Annotated in this window: 17 protein-coding genes; all 17 read right to left on the minus strand. The window is 66.1% G+C overall.

The features are described from left to right. Positions 1 to 303: 303 nt before the first annotated feature. Positions 304 to 1,563: a UDP-N-acetylglucosamine 1-carboxyvinyltransferase gene (murA, locus tag ACT86A_RS25810; RefSeq protein ID WP_445094815.1), complete on the minus strand. Its 1,260-nt coding sequence runs from the start codon at positions 1,561 to 1,563 to the stop codon at positions 304 to 306. Between the two features lie 215 nt (positions 1,564 to 1,778). Then, complete coding sequence (locus ACT86A_RS25815; RefSeq protein WP_445094816.1) at positions 1,779 to 2,360, minus strand: cob(I)yrinic acid a,c-diamide adenosyltransferase; 582 nt, start codon at positions 2,358 to 2,360, stop codon at positions 1,779 to 1,781. Between the two features lie 300 nt (positions 2,361 to 2,660). After that, positions 2,661 to 3,083: a DUF2550 domain-containing protein gene (locus ACT86A_RS25820; protein WP_445094817.1), complete on the minus strand. Its 423-nt coding sequence runs from the start codon at positions 3,081 to 3,083 to the stop codon at positions 2,661 to 2,663. 262 nt (positions 3,084 to 3,345) lie between these two features. Next, a complete protein-coding gene (locus ACT86A_RS25825) occupies positions 3,346 to 3,714 on the minus strand; it encodes a F0F1 ATP synthase subunit epsilon (protein WP_445094855.1) in 369 nt (122 codons plus the stop codon). A 30-nt stretch (positions 3,715 to 3,744) separates the two neighbouring features. Then, the gene (gene atpD / locus ACT86A_RS25830; RefSeq protein ID WP_445094818.1) at positions 3,745 to 5,193 is read right to left on the minus strand and encodes a F0F1 ATP synthase subunit beta; all 1,449 of its coding nucleotides are present in this window, start codon (positions 5,191 to 5,193) and stop codon (positions 3,745 to 3,747) included. Positions 5,194 to 5,316: 123 nt separating this feature from the next. Further along, a complete protein-coding gene (locus ACT86A_RS25835) occupies positions 5,317 to 6,288 on the minus strand; it encodes a F0F1 ATP synthase subunit gamma (RefSeq protein WP_445094819.1) in 972 nt (323 codons plus the stop codon). Positions 6,289 to 6,345: 57 nt separating this feature from the next. Further along, on the minus strand, positions 6,346 to 7,983 hold the full coding sequence (gene atpA, locus ACT86A_RS25840) for a F0F1 ATP synthase subunit alpha (RefSeq protein WP_445094820.1): 1,638 nt from the start codon (positions 7,981 to 7,983) through the stop codon (positions 6,346 to 6,348). Positions 7,984 to 8,036: 53 nt separating this feature from the next. Then, on the minus strand, positions 8,037 to 8,846 hold the full coding sequence (locus ACT86A_RS25845) for a F0F1 ATP synthase subunit delta (RefSeq protein WP_445094821.1): 810 nt from the start codon (positions 8,844 to 8,846) through the stop codon (positions 8,037 to 8,039). A gap of 19 nt (positions 8,847 to 8,865) precedes the next feature. Further along, positions 8,866 to 9,426, minus strand: coding sequence for a F0F1 ATP synthase subunit B (locus ACT86A_RS25850; protein ID WP_445094822.1), 561 nt, complete (start codon positions 9,424 to 9,426; stop codon positions 8,866 to 8,868). Between the two features lie 5 nt (positions 9,427 to 9,431). Beyond that, positions 9,432 to 9,680 (minus strand): ATP synthase F0 subunit C, encoded by a 249-nt coding sequence (locus ACT86A_RS25855; RefSeq protein ID WP_445094823.1) that lies wholly within the window; start codon positions 9,678 to 9,680, stop codon positions 9,432 to 9,434. Between the two features lie 81 nt (positions 9,681 to 9,761). Continuing rightward, complete coding sequence (atpB, locus tag ACT86A_RS25860) at positions 9,762 to 10,589, minus strand: F0F1 ATP synthase subunit A (protein WP_445094824.1); 828 nt, start codon at positions 10,587 to 10,589, stop codon at positions 9,762 to 9,764. 278 nt (positions 10,590 to 10,867) lie between these two features. Then, positions 10,868 to 11,320 carry a Cg1360 family ATP-synthase-associated protein gene (locus tag ACT86A_RS25865; RefSeq protein ID WP_445094825.1) on the minus strand — a complete coding sequence of 151 codons (453 nt, stop codon included), beginning with the start codon at positions 11,318 to 11,320 and terminating at the stop codon, positions 10,868 to 10,870. Between the two features lie 73 nt (positions 11,321 to 11,393). Then, entirely contained in the window at positions 11,394 to 12,551 is a 1,158-nt protein-coding gene (locus tag ACT86A_RS25870; protein ID WP_445094826.1) for a glycosyltransferase family 4 protein, read from the minus strand. Then, positions 12,548 to 13,219, minus strand: coding sequence for an L-threonylcarbamoyladenylate synthase (locus tag ACT86A_RS25875; RefSeq protein WP_445094827.1), 672 nt, complete (start codon positions 13,217 to 13,219; stop codon positions 12,548 to 12,550). Before ACT86A_RS25875 ends, ACT86A_RS25870 begins: the two co-directional genes overlap by 4 nt. A gap of 391 nt (positions 13,220 to 13,610) precedes the next feature. Further along, a complete protein-coding gene (gene prmC / locus ACT86A_RS25880; protein WP_445094828.1) occupies positions 13,611 to 14,486 on the minus strand; it encodes a peptide chain release factor N(5)-glutamine methyltransferase in 876 nt (291 codons plus the stop codon). Beyond that, positions 14,483 to 15,583 carry a peptide chain release factor 1 gene (prfA, locus tag ACT86A_RS25885; protein WP_445094829.1) on the minus strand — a complete coding sequence of 367 codons (1,101 nt, stop codon included), beginning with the start codon at positions 15,581 to 15,583 and terminating at the stop codon, positions 14,483 to 14,485. The genes prmC and prfA overlap by 4 nt, the downstream gene beginning before the upstream one ends. A 52-nt stretch (positions 15,584 to 15,635) precedes the next feature. Then, positions 15,636 to 15,866 carry a 50S ribosomal protein L31 gene (rpmE, locus tag ACT86A_RS25890; RefSeq protein WP_039796334.1) on the minus strand — a complete coding sequence of 77 codons (231 nt, stop codon included), beginning with the start codon at positions 15,864 to 15,866 and terminating at the stop codon, positions 15,636 to 15,638. Positions 15,867 to 16,285: the final 419 nt, after the last annotated feature.

The raw sequence follows: 16,285 nt of genomic DNA on the forward strand, positions 1-16,285 counted from the left end.
CCATCTCGCAGTCGAAACTGTTTGATCGGTGAAGCAACTTTTCCAGCTTAGCTCAGTCTCGAACCCAATTGCAAACAGGGCTCTCGTTCAAGCTAGTGTGACTGTCAGGCGCTCCTCGTCCTACCTCGTTTCCCTCGCCTCCCGCTCAGCGTTTCCGCTCAGCTTCTCGGCTCCGGGTCGGTGTCCGTGTCGCTCTGACTTGGATAAAGTTACTTGTCACCGTGCACGATGTCAAATCGCCTGGTCAGAAAGCGTTTTCGAGGAAACACAGAAAGCTGCGATCAACGCCGATCGAATCGGCCGTCAATCTGCCGCGCCGACACGGGCGACATCGCCCCCCAGTGCCTGCAACTGCTCTACGAAATTCGGGTAGCCCCGGTCGATATGGAAGACGTCGTGCACTTCGGTGGTCCCGTCGGCAACCAAGCCGGCGAGCACCAATCCCGCGCCCGCCCGGATATCCGACGACCACACCGGAGCACTCGACAACCTCGGAATGCCGCGCACCACCGCATGATGCCCATCGGTGCGCGCGTCGGCTCCGAGCCGGATCATCTCCTCTACGAAGCGGAAGCGCGCTTCGAAGATGTTCTCGGTGATCATCGAGGTCCCGTCGGCGATGGACGCCAGCCCGATGGCCATCGGCTGCAGGTCGGTCGGGAAGCCAGGGAACGGCAGGGTCGAGAAGTTCACCGCACGCGGGCGCTCGGCCTGGACCACTCGGAAGCCCTCCCGCTCGAACGAGATCCGCGCACCCGCGGAACGCAGCTTGTCCAGCACCAGGGACAGGTGTTTGGGGTTCACCCCGGTGACGCGAATGTCCCCCAGGGTCATCGCCGCGGCAATCCCCCAGGTCGCGGCCACGATGCGGTCGCCGATGACGCGATGGGTGGTAGGCGAGAGCTGTTCGACGCCCTGAATGGTGAGCACCGAGGTGCCGGCGCCACTGATCCGCGCGCCCATCTGGACGAGCATGTTGCACAGGTCGACGATGTCCGGCTCGCGCGCGGCGTTGTCGATCACGGTCTCGCCCTCGGCGAGCACTGCCGCCATGAGGATGTTCTCGGTCGCGCCGACGGAAGGGAAGTCGAGCCGGATCCGGGCGCCTTGCAATTCGTCCGCCCTCGCCACCACACAGCCGTGCTCGATCTCGCTGGTCGCACCGAGCAGACGCAGGCCGGCCTGATGCATATCGAGCGGACGCGAGCCGATCGCGTCACCGCCGGGCAGGGCGACGACCGCCCGCCTGCACCGAGCCATCAGCGGGCCGAGCACGCATACCGACGCGCGGAACTGGGTGACGGCGGGGAAGTCCGCGTGGTACTTCGGCTCGGCGGGCGTGGTGATAGCGACCGCCGCGCCGTCGATCGTCACGTCGCAGCCGAGGCCGCGCAGCACGTCGGCCATCAACGGCACGTCGAGAATGTCCGGGCAGTTCGTGATCGTGGTGGTGCCCTCGGCCAGCAACGCAGCGGCCATCAACTTGAGGACGCTGTTCTTCGCGCCCCCCACCGTGACCTCACCGACGAGTCTATTTCCGCCGGTAACCAAAAACCGTTCCATGCCGCCTCTCCGCGTCTTCGGCGCACTGTTGGTGCAAGGATAGTTGCGGCGGCCCACTACGGCGCCGCCTCTCCACGACTCCCCTCGCGGCTGGCCGCATTGCCGTCCGAGTGAGTGCCGCGGGGCGGGCGTTGCGCAGCCGACGACGTGGTCGGCGTCGCGCTCCCGACATACCCGGTGGCTACTCTCGTATTCGCAGGTCCTCGCCCACGCGATCAGGCATCCGGCCGGTCCCCGCCGGGCTTCCACAGGATATCGCCGCCTGGATTGGCCACCCGGCTCAGGATGAACAGCAGGTCCGAGAGGCGATTGAGGTACTTCGCCGGCAGTACGTTGGTGTCGTCGGGATATAGCTCGATCGCGGCCCACGCAGAGCGTTCCGCGCGGCGGGCAACGGTGCGCGCGGTGTGCAACAGGGCGGCCAGCGGGGTGCCACCGGGCAGGATGAAGGAATTCAGCGCGGGCAGTTCCGCATTGAATTCGTCGCACCACGCCTCGACCCGGTCCACGTAGGCCTGGGTGACGCGCAACGGCGGGTACTTCGGCTCCGCAACCACGGGTGTGGAGAGATCTGCGCCGGCGTCGAACAGATCGTTCTGGATCTGCCGCAGCACCGCGAGCAGCATCTGCTCCGGCTGCCCCAGCGCGATCGCGACGCCGATCGCGGCATTCGTCTCGTCGCAGTCGGCGTAGGCGACCAAGCGCGGGTCGTTCTTGGCGACCCTGGAAAAGTCACTCAGCCCAGTGGTCCCGTCATCGCCGGTCCGGGTGTAGATCCGCGTCAAGTGCACACTCACAGCACAACACTAATGGGCGCAGGGCGACGAAGTCGGTGCACAGCCCGAGCTGATCCGGGCGACGGCGAACGCGGCCACGCGAAGTGGCACAGCTGGCCGGACCGATTACGCACGGACAACTGTGCGTTGCCGAGCGGCGGCTGAGGCAGCGGCGCACAGACATCGCCAGACCTAATCCGTCCACAGACAGCCGATCACCGGGCCGGCCTGGGCTGAAGCAGCCGCGCAGAAAGCACCGCGACTCGAACCGGCCGTCAGCCTGCGCCGGACGAACGGAGGTCAGGCAGCCGCCCGCGGGTACTACCGACCCGGCATGCGTCGGGTGCGGTCGGAAGGACGGGATTCCACCCAGGAAAGCAGAGCGGTCAAGGCATCGCGATCAAGGGCCAGTTCGAAGCGGCCGGCCCGGTCCGCCACCGCGATCACGGCGATATCGTCGGTCATGATGTCGAATTCGTCGCCGCGGGGGCGGCGGCGATCACCGATCTGGATTCCTTGACGCCGGATCGTGGAATCCGGGCCCAGTTTGAGGCTGGTGAGCTTGAAGAATACGAGCCGGTCCTCGTCGTAACGGAGCAACCCGTGCCGCCAGCCCTGACCACCACGGGCAGGCAGGACGCGCAGAATCGCGGCGGTTCCGCCGCGGCGCAACATGATCAGGCGATAGGTGGAGGCCAGCGCGAGGAACACCAGCAGGAACACCAGAATGATCAGCAGAACCATCCCGGTTTGCAATGCCGTTCGTCCCTTCGCTGCGCCGCTGTGTCATCGACACGATATTCGATTGGCGGTGTTCGCAAATCCTTCGTGGTTACGAAGGACTTCTGCCCGGCTGGGCTGACACGCACACCGCGTGCGGTCATTCAACCATGGCCCCGAGTTTACAAATGGTCCGGCCGTATCCGACTCGCCTGGAAAGACGCTGTCGGCGGTGAAGAACATCTTCACCGCCGACAGTAGTCGTGCCTCGATAACGAGGTGTTGCTTACGCGTTCGAAGTCTGCTCGACCGCTCGCACCCGCGCCTGAGCTGCCTTCTGCTGCTCTTCGCTGGCCTGCGAGTCGGCCAGCACCCGGCGCGCCGCCTCGACGTCCACCTCGTCGGCGAATTCCGCCGACTCGGCCAGTACCCGAACCGTGTTCGCGGTCACCGAGAAGAAGCCGCCGTGCACCGCGGCCACGATGCGCTCACCATCGGTGTCCACAATGGCGACTGTGCCGCCTTCGACCAACTGGCCGAGCAGCGGCTCGTGCCCCGGCATGATACCGATCTGGCCCTCGGTGGTCTGCGCGCTCACGAAGGACGCCTGGCCGGACCAGAGGAGCCGCTCGACCGCGACGAGATCGACTGACATGTTGTTAATGGATTCAGTCGCCATGAAGAACTACTTTCCGGCGATCTTCTTCGCGGCCGCCTCGACGTCGTCGAGACCACCGCAGCTGTTGAACGCCTGCTCCGGGAAGTGGTCGAACTCGCCCTTGCAGACCCGGTCGAAGTCGTCGATGGTCTGCTCCAGCGGCACGACCGAACCCACCTGGCCGGTGAACTTCTCGGCCACGATGAAGTTCTGGCCGAGGAACTTCTCCAGCCGGCGGGCACGGCCGACGAGCACCTTGTCCTCTTCGGAGAGCTCGTCCATACCGAGGATGGCGATGATGTCCTGCAGTTCCTTGTACTTCTGCAGGATCCGCTTCACTTCGTTGGCCACCGCGAAGTGCCGGTCACCGACGATCGAGGCCTCCAGGATGCGGGAGGTCGAGGTCAGCGGATCGACGGCCGGGTAGATGCCCTTCTGCGAGATCGGGCGCGACAGCTCGGTCGTCGCGTCCAAGTGGGCGAAGGTGGTGGCCGGCGCCGGGTCGGTGTAGTCGTCGGCGGGCACGTAGATGGCCTGCAGCGAGGTGATGGACCGACCGCGGGTCGAGGTGATGCGCTCCTGCAGCTCACCCATCTCGTCGGCCAGGGTCGGCTGGTAACCGACAGCCGAAGGCATGCGGCCGAGCAGGGTGGAGACCTCGGAACCGGCCTGGGTGAACCGGAAGATGTTGTCGATGAACAGCAGCACGTCCTGGTGCTGCACGTCGCGGAAGTACTCGGCCATGGTCAGGGCCGAGAGAGCGACGCGCATACGGGTGCCCGGCGGCTCGTCCATCTGGCCGAAGACGAGGGCGGTGTCCTGCAGGACGCCCATCTCTTCCATCTCCAGGTGCAGGTCGGTGCCCTCACGGGTGCGCTCACCGACGCCGGCGAACACGGAGGTACCGGAGAACTCCCGCGCGATACGGGTGATCATCTCCTGGATCAGAACGGTCTTGCCGACACCGGCACCACCGAACAGACCGATCTTGCCGCCCTTCACGTAGGGGGTCAGCAGGTCGATGACCTTGATACCGGTCTCGAGCAGCTCGGTCTTGCCCTCGAGCTGGTCGAACGACGGCGGCTTGCGGTGGATGCCCCACTGCTCACCGTCGCGGCCGGTGCCCGGCGCGTCCAAGCAGTCGCCGAGCGCGTTGAACACGTGGCCCTTGACCACGTCGCCGACCGGCACCGAGATCGGCTTGCCGGTGTCGGTGACGGTGGCGCCGCGGACCAGGCCGTCGGTCGGCTGCATCGAGATGGTGCGCACAATGTTGTCGCCGAGGTGCTGGGCGACCTCGAGGGTCAGAGTCTTGGCCACCGAGGTCAGGGCGATCTCGGCGTGCAGTGCGTTGAACAGTTCAGGGATGGCTCCGCGCGGGAATTCGACGTCCACGACGGGGCCGATGACCCGGACGACGCGGCCCGTGGCGGCGCCGGTCCGGCTCGTGTCTTCTCGGGTGACAGCTGCGGTCATTGGTGTTGGTTCTCTCCGTGTCGATGGGCGGCCCTCGGGGGCTGCGTCATTTGGCGGCCTTCGTGGGGCCCTTCGTGGCTACGCACGCTTCCTCCTCCGGGCCCGTCGCTCAGGCCGCGGCACTCAGTCGCGGTCCGAGCTCGCCGCCAGCGCGTTCACGCCGCCGACGATTTCGCTGATTTCCTGCGTGATCTGGGCCTGCCGCACCGAGTTCGCCTCGCGCTGAAGCACGCTCGCGAGTTCGTTGGCGTTGTCGGTGGCGGCCTTCATTGCGGTGCGCCGAGCCGCGGACTCGGATGCCGCTGCCTCGAGCAACGACGCGTAGATACGCGTGTTGATGTACTTCGGCAGTAGCGCTGCCAGCAGCACATCGGCGTCGGGCTCGAATTCGTACTGTGCGTGGACCTCCGCGGTCGGCGAATCCGACACGATGTCCTCGCCCAGGTCGAAGTTCTCGTCGACGAAGCTCACCTGGATGGGCGCCAACCGGCGCACCTCCGGGGTCTGGGTCAGCATCGACACGAAGCGGGTGTAGACGATGTGCAGTTCGTCTACACCGGCGATGTCGCCCGTCCCGTGCGGGTGCGCGACCTCGCCGTCGGACCCGGCCATGAACGCATCCACCAGGTGGTGGCAGGCGGCCGAAGCATCGGTGTACTTCGGCTGCTGCGAGAACCCGGTCCACGCGGACACGAATGGCCGACTGCGGAAGGTGTAGTACGTCAGGCCCTTGTTGCCCATGACGTAGAGCACCGGTTCTTTGCCCTCGCCACGCAGGGTGGTCATCAGCTCTTCGGCGCGCTTGAGCACGTTGGAGTTGTAGCCACCGCACATACCGCTGTCACTGGTGATCACCAGCACCGCCGCACGACGCGGATCGGGGCGGGCGGTCAGCAGCGGGTGCGACAGATTCTTCGACGCACTCGCCAGCTCACTGAGGACCTTGGTGATCTCCTCCGCGTACGGCTTCGCCGCCGCGACCCTGGCCTGGGCCTTGGAGATACGCGAAGTCGCGATCAGCTCTTGAGCCTTGGTGATCTTCTTGATCGAATTCACACCACGAATGCGGGAGCGCAATTCACGCAAGCTTGCCATCAGCGGTTCACACTCCCTTCATTCGCTGCGTTGGATTGGCGCATCACAGGCCCGGGTCTACTTCTCGACGTGCTTGCGGGTGACCGACAGCGACTCGACCTCTTCGTGGTCGAGCTGGCCGGCTTCGGCCTCGTTCACCACACGGCTGCCGTCGGAGGCGAGGAAGCCCTGCTTGAACTTCTCAGTGGCCGCCTTGATCGCCTCGGCCGCGTCGCCGTCGAGCACCTTGCCGCCCGCGATGGCCTTGAACGCGTCCGCTGCGGTGCGGTGCAGGTCCTCCAGCAGCTCGGCGCTGAAGCGCCGGATGTCGCCGACCGGAACCGAATCGTAGTAACCGCCGTCGACCAGGTAGATCGAGACGATCTGGTCCTCGACCGGCACCGGCGAGTACTGGTCCTGCTTGAGCAGCTCGACCCAGCGGGCGCCACGCTCGAGCTGCGCCAGCGACGCGGCGTCGAGGTCGGAGGCGAAGGCGGAGAACGCCTCCAGCTCGCGGTACTGCGCCATTTCCAGACGCAGCGAACCGGCGACCTTCTTCATGCCCTTGGTCTGGGCGGCGCCACCGACACGGGAGACCGAGGTACCGACGTTGATCGCCGGACGGACACCCTTGTTGAACAGGTCGGACTCGAGGAAGACCTGGCCGTCGGTGATGGAGATGACGTTGGTCGGGATGAACGCCGAGATGTCGTTGGCCTTGGTCTCGATGATCGGCAGACCGGTCATCGAGCCCGCGCCCATCTCGTCGGACAGCTTCGCGCAACGCTCCAGCAGCCGGGAGTGCAGGTAGAACACGTCACCCGGGTACGCCTCACGGCCCGGCGGGCGACGCAGCAGCAGCGAGATCGCGCGGTATGCCTCGGCCTGCTTGGTCAGGTCGTCGAACACGATCAGCACGTGCTTGCCCTGGTACATCCAGTGCTGGCCGATGGCCGAACCGGTGTACGGGGCCAGCCACTTGAAGCCGGCGGAGTCCGATGCCGGGGCCGCGACGATGGTGGTGTACTCCAGCGCGCCGTGCTGCTCCAGCGCGGCCTTCACGCCCGCGATGGTGGAACCCTTCTGGCCGATGGCGACGTAGATGCAGCGCACCTGCTTCGTGGGGTCGCCGGTCTCCCAGTTGGCCTTCTGGTTGAGGATCGCGTCGATGCAGACCGCGGTCTTGCCGGTTTTGCGGTCGCCGATGATCAGCTGACGCTGGCCACGGCCGATCGCGGTCAGCGCGTCGATGGCGGTGATGCCGGTGGCCAGCGGCTCCTCGACCGGCTGCCGCTGCAGCACGGTCGCGGCCTGCAGTTCCAGCACGCGCTGCTCCTCGGCCTCGATCTCGCCGAGACCGTCGATCGGCTGACCGAGCGGGTTCACCACGCGGCCGAGGAACTTGTCGCCGACCGGAACCGAGAGCACGTCACCGGTCCGGCGGACCTCGTGGCCCTCCTCGATTTTGGCGAACTCGCCGAGGATGACCGCACCGATCTCACGGTCCTCGAGGTTCAGCGCCACGCCGAGCACTCCGCCAGGGAACTCGAGCAGCTCGTTGGCCATCGCCGAAGGAAGGCCGCTGACGTGCGCGATGCCGTCGCTGGCGTCGGTGACGACACCGACTTCTTCGATGGAGGTCTGGGGGGTGTAGCTCTGGGTGTAGCTCTCGATCGCGCTACGGATCTCGTCGGAGGAGATCGTCAGCTCCGCCATGTCTTTCCTGCTCTCGCTGTCTGGGTCTGGAATGTCGGGGATGGTGGTGCGCGCTAGGTCAGCGCTCGGCGCAGCTTTTCCAGTCGGCCGATGGCGCTGCCGTCGATCACGTCGTCACCGACGCGCACGACGAGTCCGCTCAGCAAACTCGGGTCGACCTCGACGTGCACCGTGATCGCCTTGCCGTAGATGCGGCGCAGCGAGGTGGCCAGCCGGTCGCGCTGCTGATCGGTCAGCGCGATCGCGGCACGCACGTGCGCGACGATCTGATCGCGGCGACCCGCTGCCAGGTCCGACAGCTCGTCGAAGGCAGCGCCGATGCTCGACCGCTGCCTGGTCACCACCTGCTCCGCCAGAGTCAGGGTGATCGGCTCGGTCTTGTCCGCGAGCAGGCGGGCGACCAGGTCGCGCTTGGCCGAAACCGGCTTCGCCCGATCCGACAGAGCCTGCTCCAGCTCCGGGTTGTCGCTGATGATCCGGCCGAGCCGGAACAGCCCGTCCTCGACCGCGTCGAGCCGGCCGCGCTGGGCCGCGGACTCCAGCAACGCTTCCTGGCCCAGCAGCACCAGAGTGTCGACCAGGTCCGCGGTGCGCGACCAGTCCTGGGCCACCGCGGTGGTCAGCACCGCCAGGGTGGCAGCGCTGACCTTGCCGCTGAAGACCCGCTCGCACAGTTCCGCGCGCACGGAACCCGGCACCGACACGTCCGCGAGCGCCACACGCAGCGAACGCTGGTCGTCCAGCACGGCGACAACGGCGAACAGTTCCGAACCCGTCGTGGCCGCAGCCGTATCGCTTCCGGTCAGAGCGGCCCGAAGCGCCTCCCGGGACCGGGCGCTTGCCTCGCGGCTCGCTGCGTACATGCTTCTCACTTTCGCGTCGTTACCTTCCGACCCCGATGCCTGCGTCCGTCTTGTCGAGCTCGTCGAGGAACCGCTCGATCGACGCCGCCTGCTTGGCCTCGTCCGACACCGACTGTCCGATGATCTTCTCGGCCAGGTCGACGGCCGTGCGGCCGACTTCGGAACGGAGCTCGGTCAGGATCTGCTGGCGCTGGGCTTCCAGCTGGGTGTGGCCGGCCGCGACGATGCGGTCGCTTTCGGCTTGGGCCTCGGCGCGCATCTGGGCGAGGATCTCCTGGCCCTGGGTGCGCGCGTCGTCCCGGATGCGGGCGGCTTCGAGCCGGGCCTCCGCCAGCTGCTGCTGGTACTGCTGGAGGGTGAGCTGCGCCTCCGCCTGCGCGGCTTCGGCGCGAGCGATGCCGCCTTCGATCTTGTCGGAGCGCTCGTCGAGCGTCTTCATCAGGCGCGGCACCACGTACTTGTAGAACAGGGCCGCGATAATGACGACGCAGACGATCGACCAGACGATGTCATACGTTTCGGGAACGAGAGGATTCACTTCCTCTCCTCCCGCCGCTGCGAGCAAAACTGACTCGTACATCGGAATCAGAAAATGAAGCCGGCGACGAGCCCGATGAGGGCGAGCGCCTCGGTGAACGCGATACCGAGGAACATGTTGGTGCGGATCGTGCCCTGCAGCTCAGGCTGACGCGCGATGCCCTCGATGGCCTTACCGACGACGATGCCGACGCCGATGCCGGGGCCGATCGCGGCGAGACCGTAGCCGACGGCGCCGAGACCCTTGAAGGTGCTCTGAGAGGTCGCGGCTTCCTGGGCCAGGTAAGCGAGGCTCATGAGTCTTCCATTCCCTTTCTGTTGCTCACCGGCCGGTCGGCGCGGTGTAGCAGGTTTGGCGGTAGTTGTGTCCGGTCAGGTCTAGTGATCGGCCGCGTGCTGCGCGAGCGAGATGTAAACGGCGGTCAGCAGCGCAAACACGTAGGCCTGCAAAAAGATGACCAACATCTCGAACAGCGTGAATCCGAATCCCGCGAGCAGCGAGAACGGCGAGAACACCTTCATCCAGGCGGTGGCGTCGAACAAGAAGAACCACGTCGCGCTGAAGAACAGCACCAACATGATGTGACCGGCCAGCATGTTGGCCATGAGTCGGACGGTCAGCGTGAACGGACGCAGGACGAAGGTGGAGACGAACTCGATCGGAATCAGCAGCACGTGCAGTGCCGGGGGAACATTCGGAACGACGATGCTGCTGCGCATGTAGGTGAGGAATCCGTACTTCTTGATACCGACGTAGTTGAACGCCAGGTACGCGATGACGGCCAGCACCAGCGGCATGCCGATTCGAGCATTCGACGAGATGTTCAACCCCGGAATGACGCCGGAGAAGTTCAGGAACAGGACCGTGAAGAAGATCGTCGCGATCAGGGGGAAGAACTTGCGCCCCGATTCCTTACCGAGCACCTCTTCGCAGATCTGTTCCTTGACGAAGACCAGGCCGATTTCGGCGACATTCTGCAGACCACGCGGAACGATTCTCGGCGAACGGAACGCCAGCACCATCACGGCGACGAGAACGGCGGTCATCAGGATGCGGATCAGCATCAATCGATCGAGTTCGAACGGCGTTCCCTCGAACAGCACAGCTGGAGGGAAGAAGTCGGTAAGCGACGGCGCATGGAACTCGGCCGCCAGAGTGGTGACGCTCAGCGTTCTCTCCCGTGTTCGGGCCGCGGGTACGGTCATTCCCCGCGGTTCGATCGGACATTGACGATCAATTTGGGTCGACTCAGGTCGGCTCGAAGTTCGTCAGCAGCTGTGCGGCGGTTTGAATTCCACCTGGCGTCTGTACGTGTGTCGGCGACATCGTCGACATGCAGAACCGGAACATCCTCGGAGCCCGGTACGGCAGTAAGCATAGCGGCCCTTGTGGGGGATCAGCGGGTGACCCCTCACTTGGTAGCTTGCTTACCAACACTTTACCAAGTGATCTACGACAGCGTGTAGGGGGTGCGCGTTTTCGCCTACTCGCGAGTGTCGGTCGCGTCGGTGTCGGTTGTGGTCACGTAGGGGACCTTCGTACGCAGCACGCCATACGTCTCCGCACCGAGCACGATGACCAGCGCTGCGATGACGGTGAGGAACAGTACGACCCGGTCGTAGAACTCGAACTGGTTGAGGATGCCGACGACCACCAAGGCCACCAGCATTTTGCCCACCCAGCTGACCAGCATGACCAGACCGGCAGTGGTCGGCGGCAATTTCGCGCCGAACAGCACGGCGGCCGCGGTGGTGAGAATGAAGCCGCCGCCGATCGCGGCGCCGAGCAGCGCTCCCCACACTCCCGGCATCCCCGCGAACGCGGCGCCGAGCCCGACGGCCGCGACCACGAGCCCACCCAGGCCGATCAAGCCGTAGCGCAACGCGGAACGCAGCGGCGCGTCCGGGCCTGGGATCGGATCGGGGGTGAAACTCACAGCGTCACCTCGCCGACACACACGTGGCGCTGTATTGATGGTTCGCTCGCAAGCTCGCTCACAGCCGCCGACTTTACCCGGACGCCGATCGGTCGCCCGCCGGGTCCCCACGTCGCAGCCCCGGAATAGCGGTGATCACCAATGCGAAAACCAGACCGCCCGCCATCAGCAGAACGACCAGCCTGCGGTCCATCAGCGAGGTGCCCACCGCACCGAACGCGAGCACCCCGACCCACAAATAGATCAAGAGCACGACGCGCCGCTGCGAATGCCCGATCTGCAGCAAGCGATGGTGCAGGTGCATTTTGTCCGGCGTAGAGAAACTCACACCGGCGCGAACCCGGCGCACAATGGCGAGCAGCAGATCGAGTACCGGAATGAACATCACCGCGCCGACCAGCAGCAGCGGGGAAAGCAGACCGACGATGTCGCGCGGCCCGTATCCTTGCAGCGGGATTCGGCCGGAGGCGCCGGTCGAGACCGCGGCCAGCATCAATCCGATGAGCATCGAGCCGGAGTCGCCCATGAATATCCGCGCCGGTTGGAAATTGTGCGGCAGAAATCCGAGACACGCGCCCGCGAGCGCGGCGGCGAGCAGCGCGGGCGGATACGTGTCGACCGAGCCACCCTGCTCGTTCATCAATCCCAGGCAGAACACGAAAACGGCGATCGCCGCGATCAGGCCGAGGCCGGCCGCGAGACCGTCCAGACCGTCGACGAAATTCATGGCGTTGATCAGGGTGACGGTGACCGCGACCGTGACCAACCCCCCTTGCAGTCCGTCCAACACCACCGTGGTGTTGCTGAACGGGTTGTAGACGACGTACCAGCCCAACCCCATGGCGGCCATCACCCCCGCCGCCGTCACCTGTCCGGCGAATTTGGTGAGCGCATCGAGTCCCCACCGGTCATCGACGATGCCGACCGCGACAATGAGCGTGCTCGCCACCAGCACGGCGATCGGGATATTCGGTTTGTAGTCGAAACCGCTGCGCAGCGCGGGGAGCTGGTGGGCGAACAGCACCGCGGCCACCACCCCGGTATACATGCCGACACCGCCCATCCGCGGGATCGGTCTGACGTGCACGTCACGTTCGCGGGGCACGGCGACCGCGCCGAAACCGATCGCCAGCACCCGGACTCCACCGGTGGCCAGAAACGTCACCACCGCGGAAATGAGCAGCACGACGAGCAGCTCGCGCAGCGGGACTACGGCGCTGGAACCCATCATCCGAGCCGCTGCGCGGCGCCGGTGAGCGCCTCCGACGACATACCGAGCACCTCGGCGATGTCGGCGGCGGGCACCGCGCCGGCCCGCAGGATGCGCGGTTGGTCGGCGGTCAGGTCGACGATGGTGGAGGCGACCGCATGCTCGGCGCGACCGCCGTCCAGATAGACGCCGACCAGCTCGCCGAGCTGATCGGTTGCCTCGGCAGCGGTCTTGGCCGGCGGCTGCCCGGACACGTTCGCGCTCGACACCGCCAGCGGGCCGACCTCGCGCAGCAGCTCCAGCGCGACCGGATGCAGCGGCATCCGCAACATCACTGTCCCGCGCGTGTCACCGAGGTCCCAGGCCAGCGAAGGCGCTTGCTGCACAACCAGACTCAGCCCACCGGGCCAGAACGCCCGGATCAGTTCGCGCGCCTGCGGCCGCACCGAGAACACCAGGCCGTCGATGGTGTGCCAGGACCCGACGAGCACCGGCACCGGCATGTCCCTGCCCCTGCGCTTGGCCGCGAGCAGCGAGCTCACCGCGGTGGCATCGAACGCGTCGGCGGCCAGGCCGTACAGCGTGTCGGTGGGCAACACGACCAGCCGTCCGGATTTCAGGGCGCTGGTGGCCGCGGACAGCCCGGCAGCACGCGAGTCAGGATCCGCGCAGTCGTAGACGGTACTCACGGCGACCATGCTATCTATCCCGCCTCTCCGAGTATTCAGGCCGTACCAGTCAGTGCCGCTGGACTTGCGATCAGGTCATGCGTTCCGCGCTACCCCGGTCTTGGGCGTGCCCGACGAGTTACCCATGTAGTCACGAAATCAGTTGTGACGTTCTCGACTGCGGTACTGCGGTGTTGTGTTTGCCTGGCATCGAAGCGGGCTGTCGAGTCTCGGGCACCGATAGCTGCGCCTGGCATTGCGTACAGGTTCGTACCGATGCGGCAGGGCAAACTGAAGCGAACTCGCTTCTGGCCGCGGCTAGCTGAGCGGTGGTGTTTGGCAGGCCTTGGTTCCGACACTCGGTCGTCGCCATGAGGACCGCCTGGGGGCGGGCTCGGAGTTGGTTGTCGGGTCAGGTGCGGGTGGCGGCTACGAAGCGGGGCTTACCGGCTAGGTCTGGGTGTTCGACGATGTCGGTGAACTGCCCATGCTCGGCCAGGAGGGCGGCGAGGGCCGAGCCGTTGGTGTCGTCGTGTTCGATCGCGACGCCGCCGGCGGGGCGTAGCAGGCGGGCGATGTTCGGGATCATGCCGCGGATGACCGATAGGCCGTCCGGGCCGCCGAACAGGGCGATCGGTGGATCGTGTTCGGCGACCTCGGGGTCGAGGCGAGCGCCTGCCGGGATGTAGGGCGGGTTGGAGACCACGATGTCCACGCGGCCGTCGAGGTCGGACAGCAGCGCGGGGTCCGTGGCGTCGTCGGCGTACAGCGTGATCGGGTGGTCGCCCGCGACGATGCGGTCGTCGGCGTTGCGACGGGCCCAGAGCAGTGCGGCGGGATCGAGCTCGATCGCGTGGACGTCGGCGTCGGGGCGGGCGTGCGCGATCGCCAGCGCGAGCGCACCGGATCCGGTGCACAGGTCCACGACGATCGGAGGGTGATCATGCGGCAGCGCCTCCAGTTGTGCCAGCGCCCAGGCGAACAGCAGCTCGGTCTCCGGGCGCGGCACGAAAACGCCGGGCCCCACCGCGAGATCGAGCGCGCCCATCACCGCTGTTCCGGTCAAGTGCTGCAACGGAATCCGCTGCGCACGGCGATCGACCAGCTCGCGATACGCGGCCAGCGTGCCCGGCGGCACGAGCGGGGTCAGCGCGAGCCTGGTCCGTTCCACGCCGAGAACGTGCGCGGCCAAGTTCTCGGCGTCGGCCTGCGGACTGGGTACCCCGGCGATCCGCAATGTCCGGACGGCCTCGTTGATAGCGGGGCGCAGCGCGACTCGGGTAGTCATTCCGCGGCCATACGCGCTTCGCGATCCGCCTTACCCAGGGCATCGAGCAGCCCGTCGAGGTCGCCGTCGAGCACGGCGTCGAGATTGTGCGCCTTGAACCCGATGCGGTGATCGGTGATCCGGTTCTCCGGGAAGTTGTAGGTGCGAATCCGCTCGGAGCGGTCCACGGTGCGGATCTGGCTCGCCCGGCCCGCGGCCGCCTCCTGGTCGGCCTGCTCCTCGGCCAGCGCTTGCAGCCGGGCCGCGAGCACCTGCATGGCGCGGGCCTTGTTCTGCAATTGGGACCGCTCGTTCTGGCAGGTCACCACGATGCCGGAGGGCAGATGAGTGATGCGAACCGCGGAGTCGGTGGTGTTGACACCCTGACCGCCTTTACCAGAGGAGCGATAGACGTCGATGCGCAGATCGGATTCGTCGATCTGCACCTCTTCGATTTCGTCGGGCTCCGGGTAGATCAGCACGCCCGCCGCCGAGGTGTGGATGCGCCCCTGCGATTCGGTCACCGGGACGCGCTGCACACGGTGCACGCCACCTTCGAATTTGAATCGCGACCAGACTCCGTCGCGCGTGGCATCGCGACTCTTGATCGACAGCGTCGCCTCTTTGTAACCGCCGAGATCCGACGGCGTCGCGTCGAGAATCTCGACCTTCCACCCGTGGCGCTCGGCGTAGCGCACGTACATCCGGGCCAGGTCCGAAGCGAACAGCGCGGACTCCGCACCGCCCTCCCCGGATTTCACCTCGAGCACGACGTCGTCGCCGTCGTGCGGGTCGCGCGGTGCCAGCAGATCCGCCAGAGTCTGTTCCAGTTCCTCGACCTGTCGTTCCAGGCTCGGGACCTCGGCGGCGAAGGCCGCATCGTCGGCGGAGAGTTCCTCGGCGGCGGACAGATCATCGCGCGCCGTCGCGAGCTTGCGGTAAGTAGCCATGACCGGCGCCAGCTCAGCGAACCGCTTGCCGACCCGGCGCGCGGCGCCCGCATCGTTGTGCAGCGACGGATCGGCCAGCTGCGTCTCCAACCCGGCGTACTCGGCCAGAATGTCGTCGATGGCGGACGGTTGCGTCACGGTGCTTCCCTCTCCTGGGTACCGGTCCATACAAAACACCGACGCCCGGCCTGCACTGCAGGACCGGGCGTCGGCGAGGAAGCTACTTGGCGTCGGCTTTCTTGCCGGCACGCTTGCCGTAGCGGGCCTCGAAGCGGGCCACGCGGCCACCGGTGTCGAGGATCTTCTGCTTGCCGGTGTAGAACGGGTGGCACTGCGAGCAGACCTCGACGGTGATGTGTCCCGACTCCTTGGTGCTGCGAGTCTGGAAGGTGTTGCCGCAACCACAGACGACCGTGGTGTCGACATACGTCGGGTGAATTCCTGCCTTCATGGATGTCCTCTCGAAATGTGGCCGCCGGGTCGCCGACGCGAATTCGCGACGAGCGTGAACCGGAACCGACTAGGCGGGAGGTCTGCTCACGTGAGCAGACGCAACGACCGTTCAGTATGCCAGAACCGCCGCTACCCTCCCAAAACGCCCCTGATGATCGGTTTGTTCCCGCCCCACCGAGCCCCGATCGTTTGCGGCCCTGGAAGTTCGGGCGCGCTTATCCTCGCCGCATTCGCCGACAATGAAGTCGGGTAGTCCGCTACTCAGGAATGCGAACAGATCCGTTCATAGAGTGGCAGACCTGCGCACATCGCCGTTGCGCGGCAGGAAGGAGCCCGGCGTGGCCATCCGAATGGCGTCCGCGATTTTCGTTCTCCTGATCCTCGTTGTCGCAATCGGCTGGTGTGCGCTCCCCGAAA

Source organism: Nocardia glycosmidis (genome assembly GCF_052545115.1).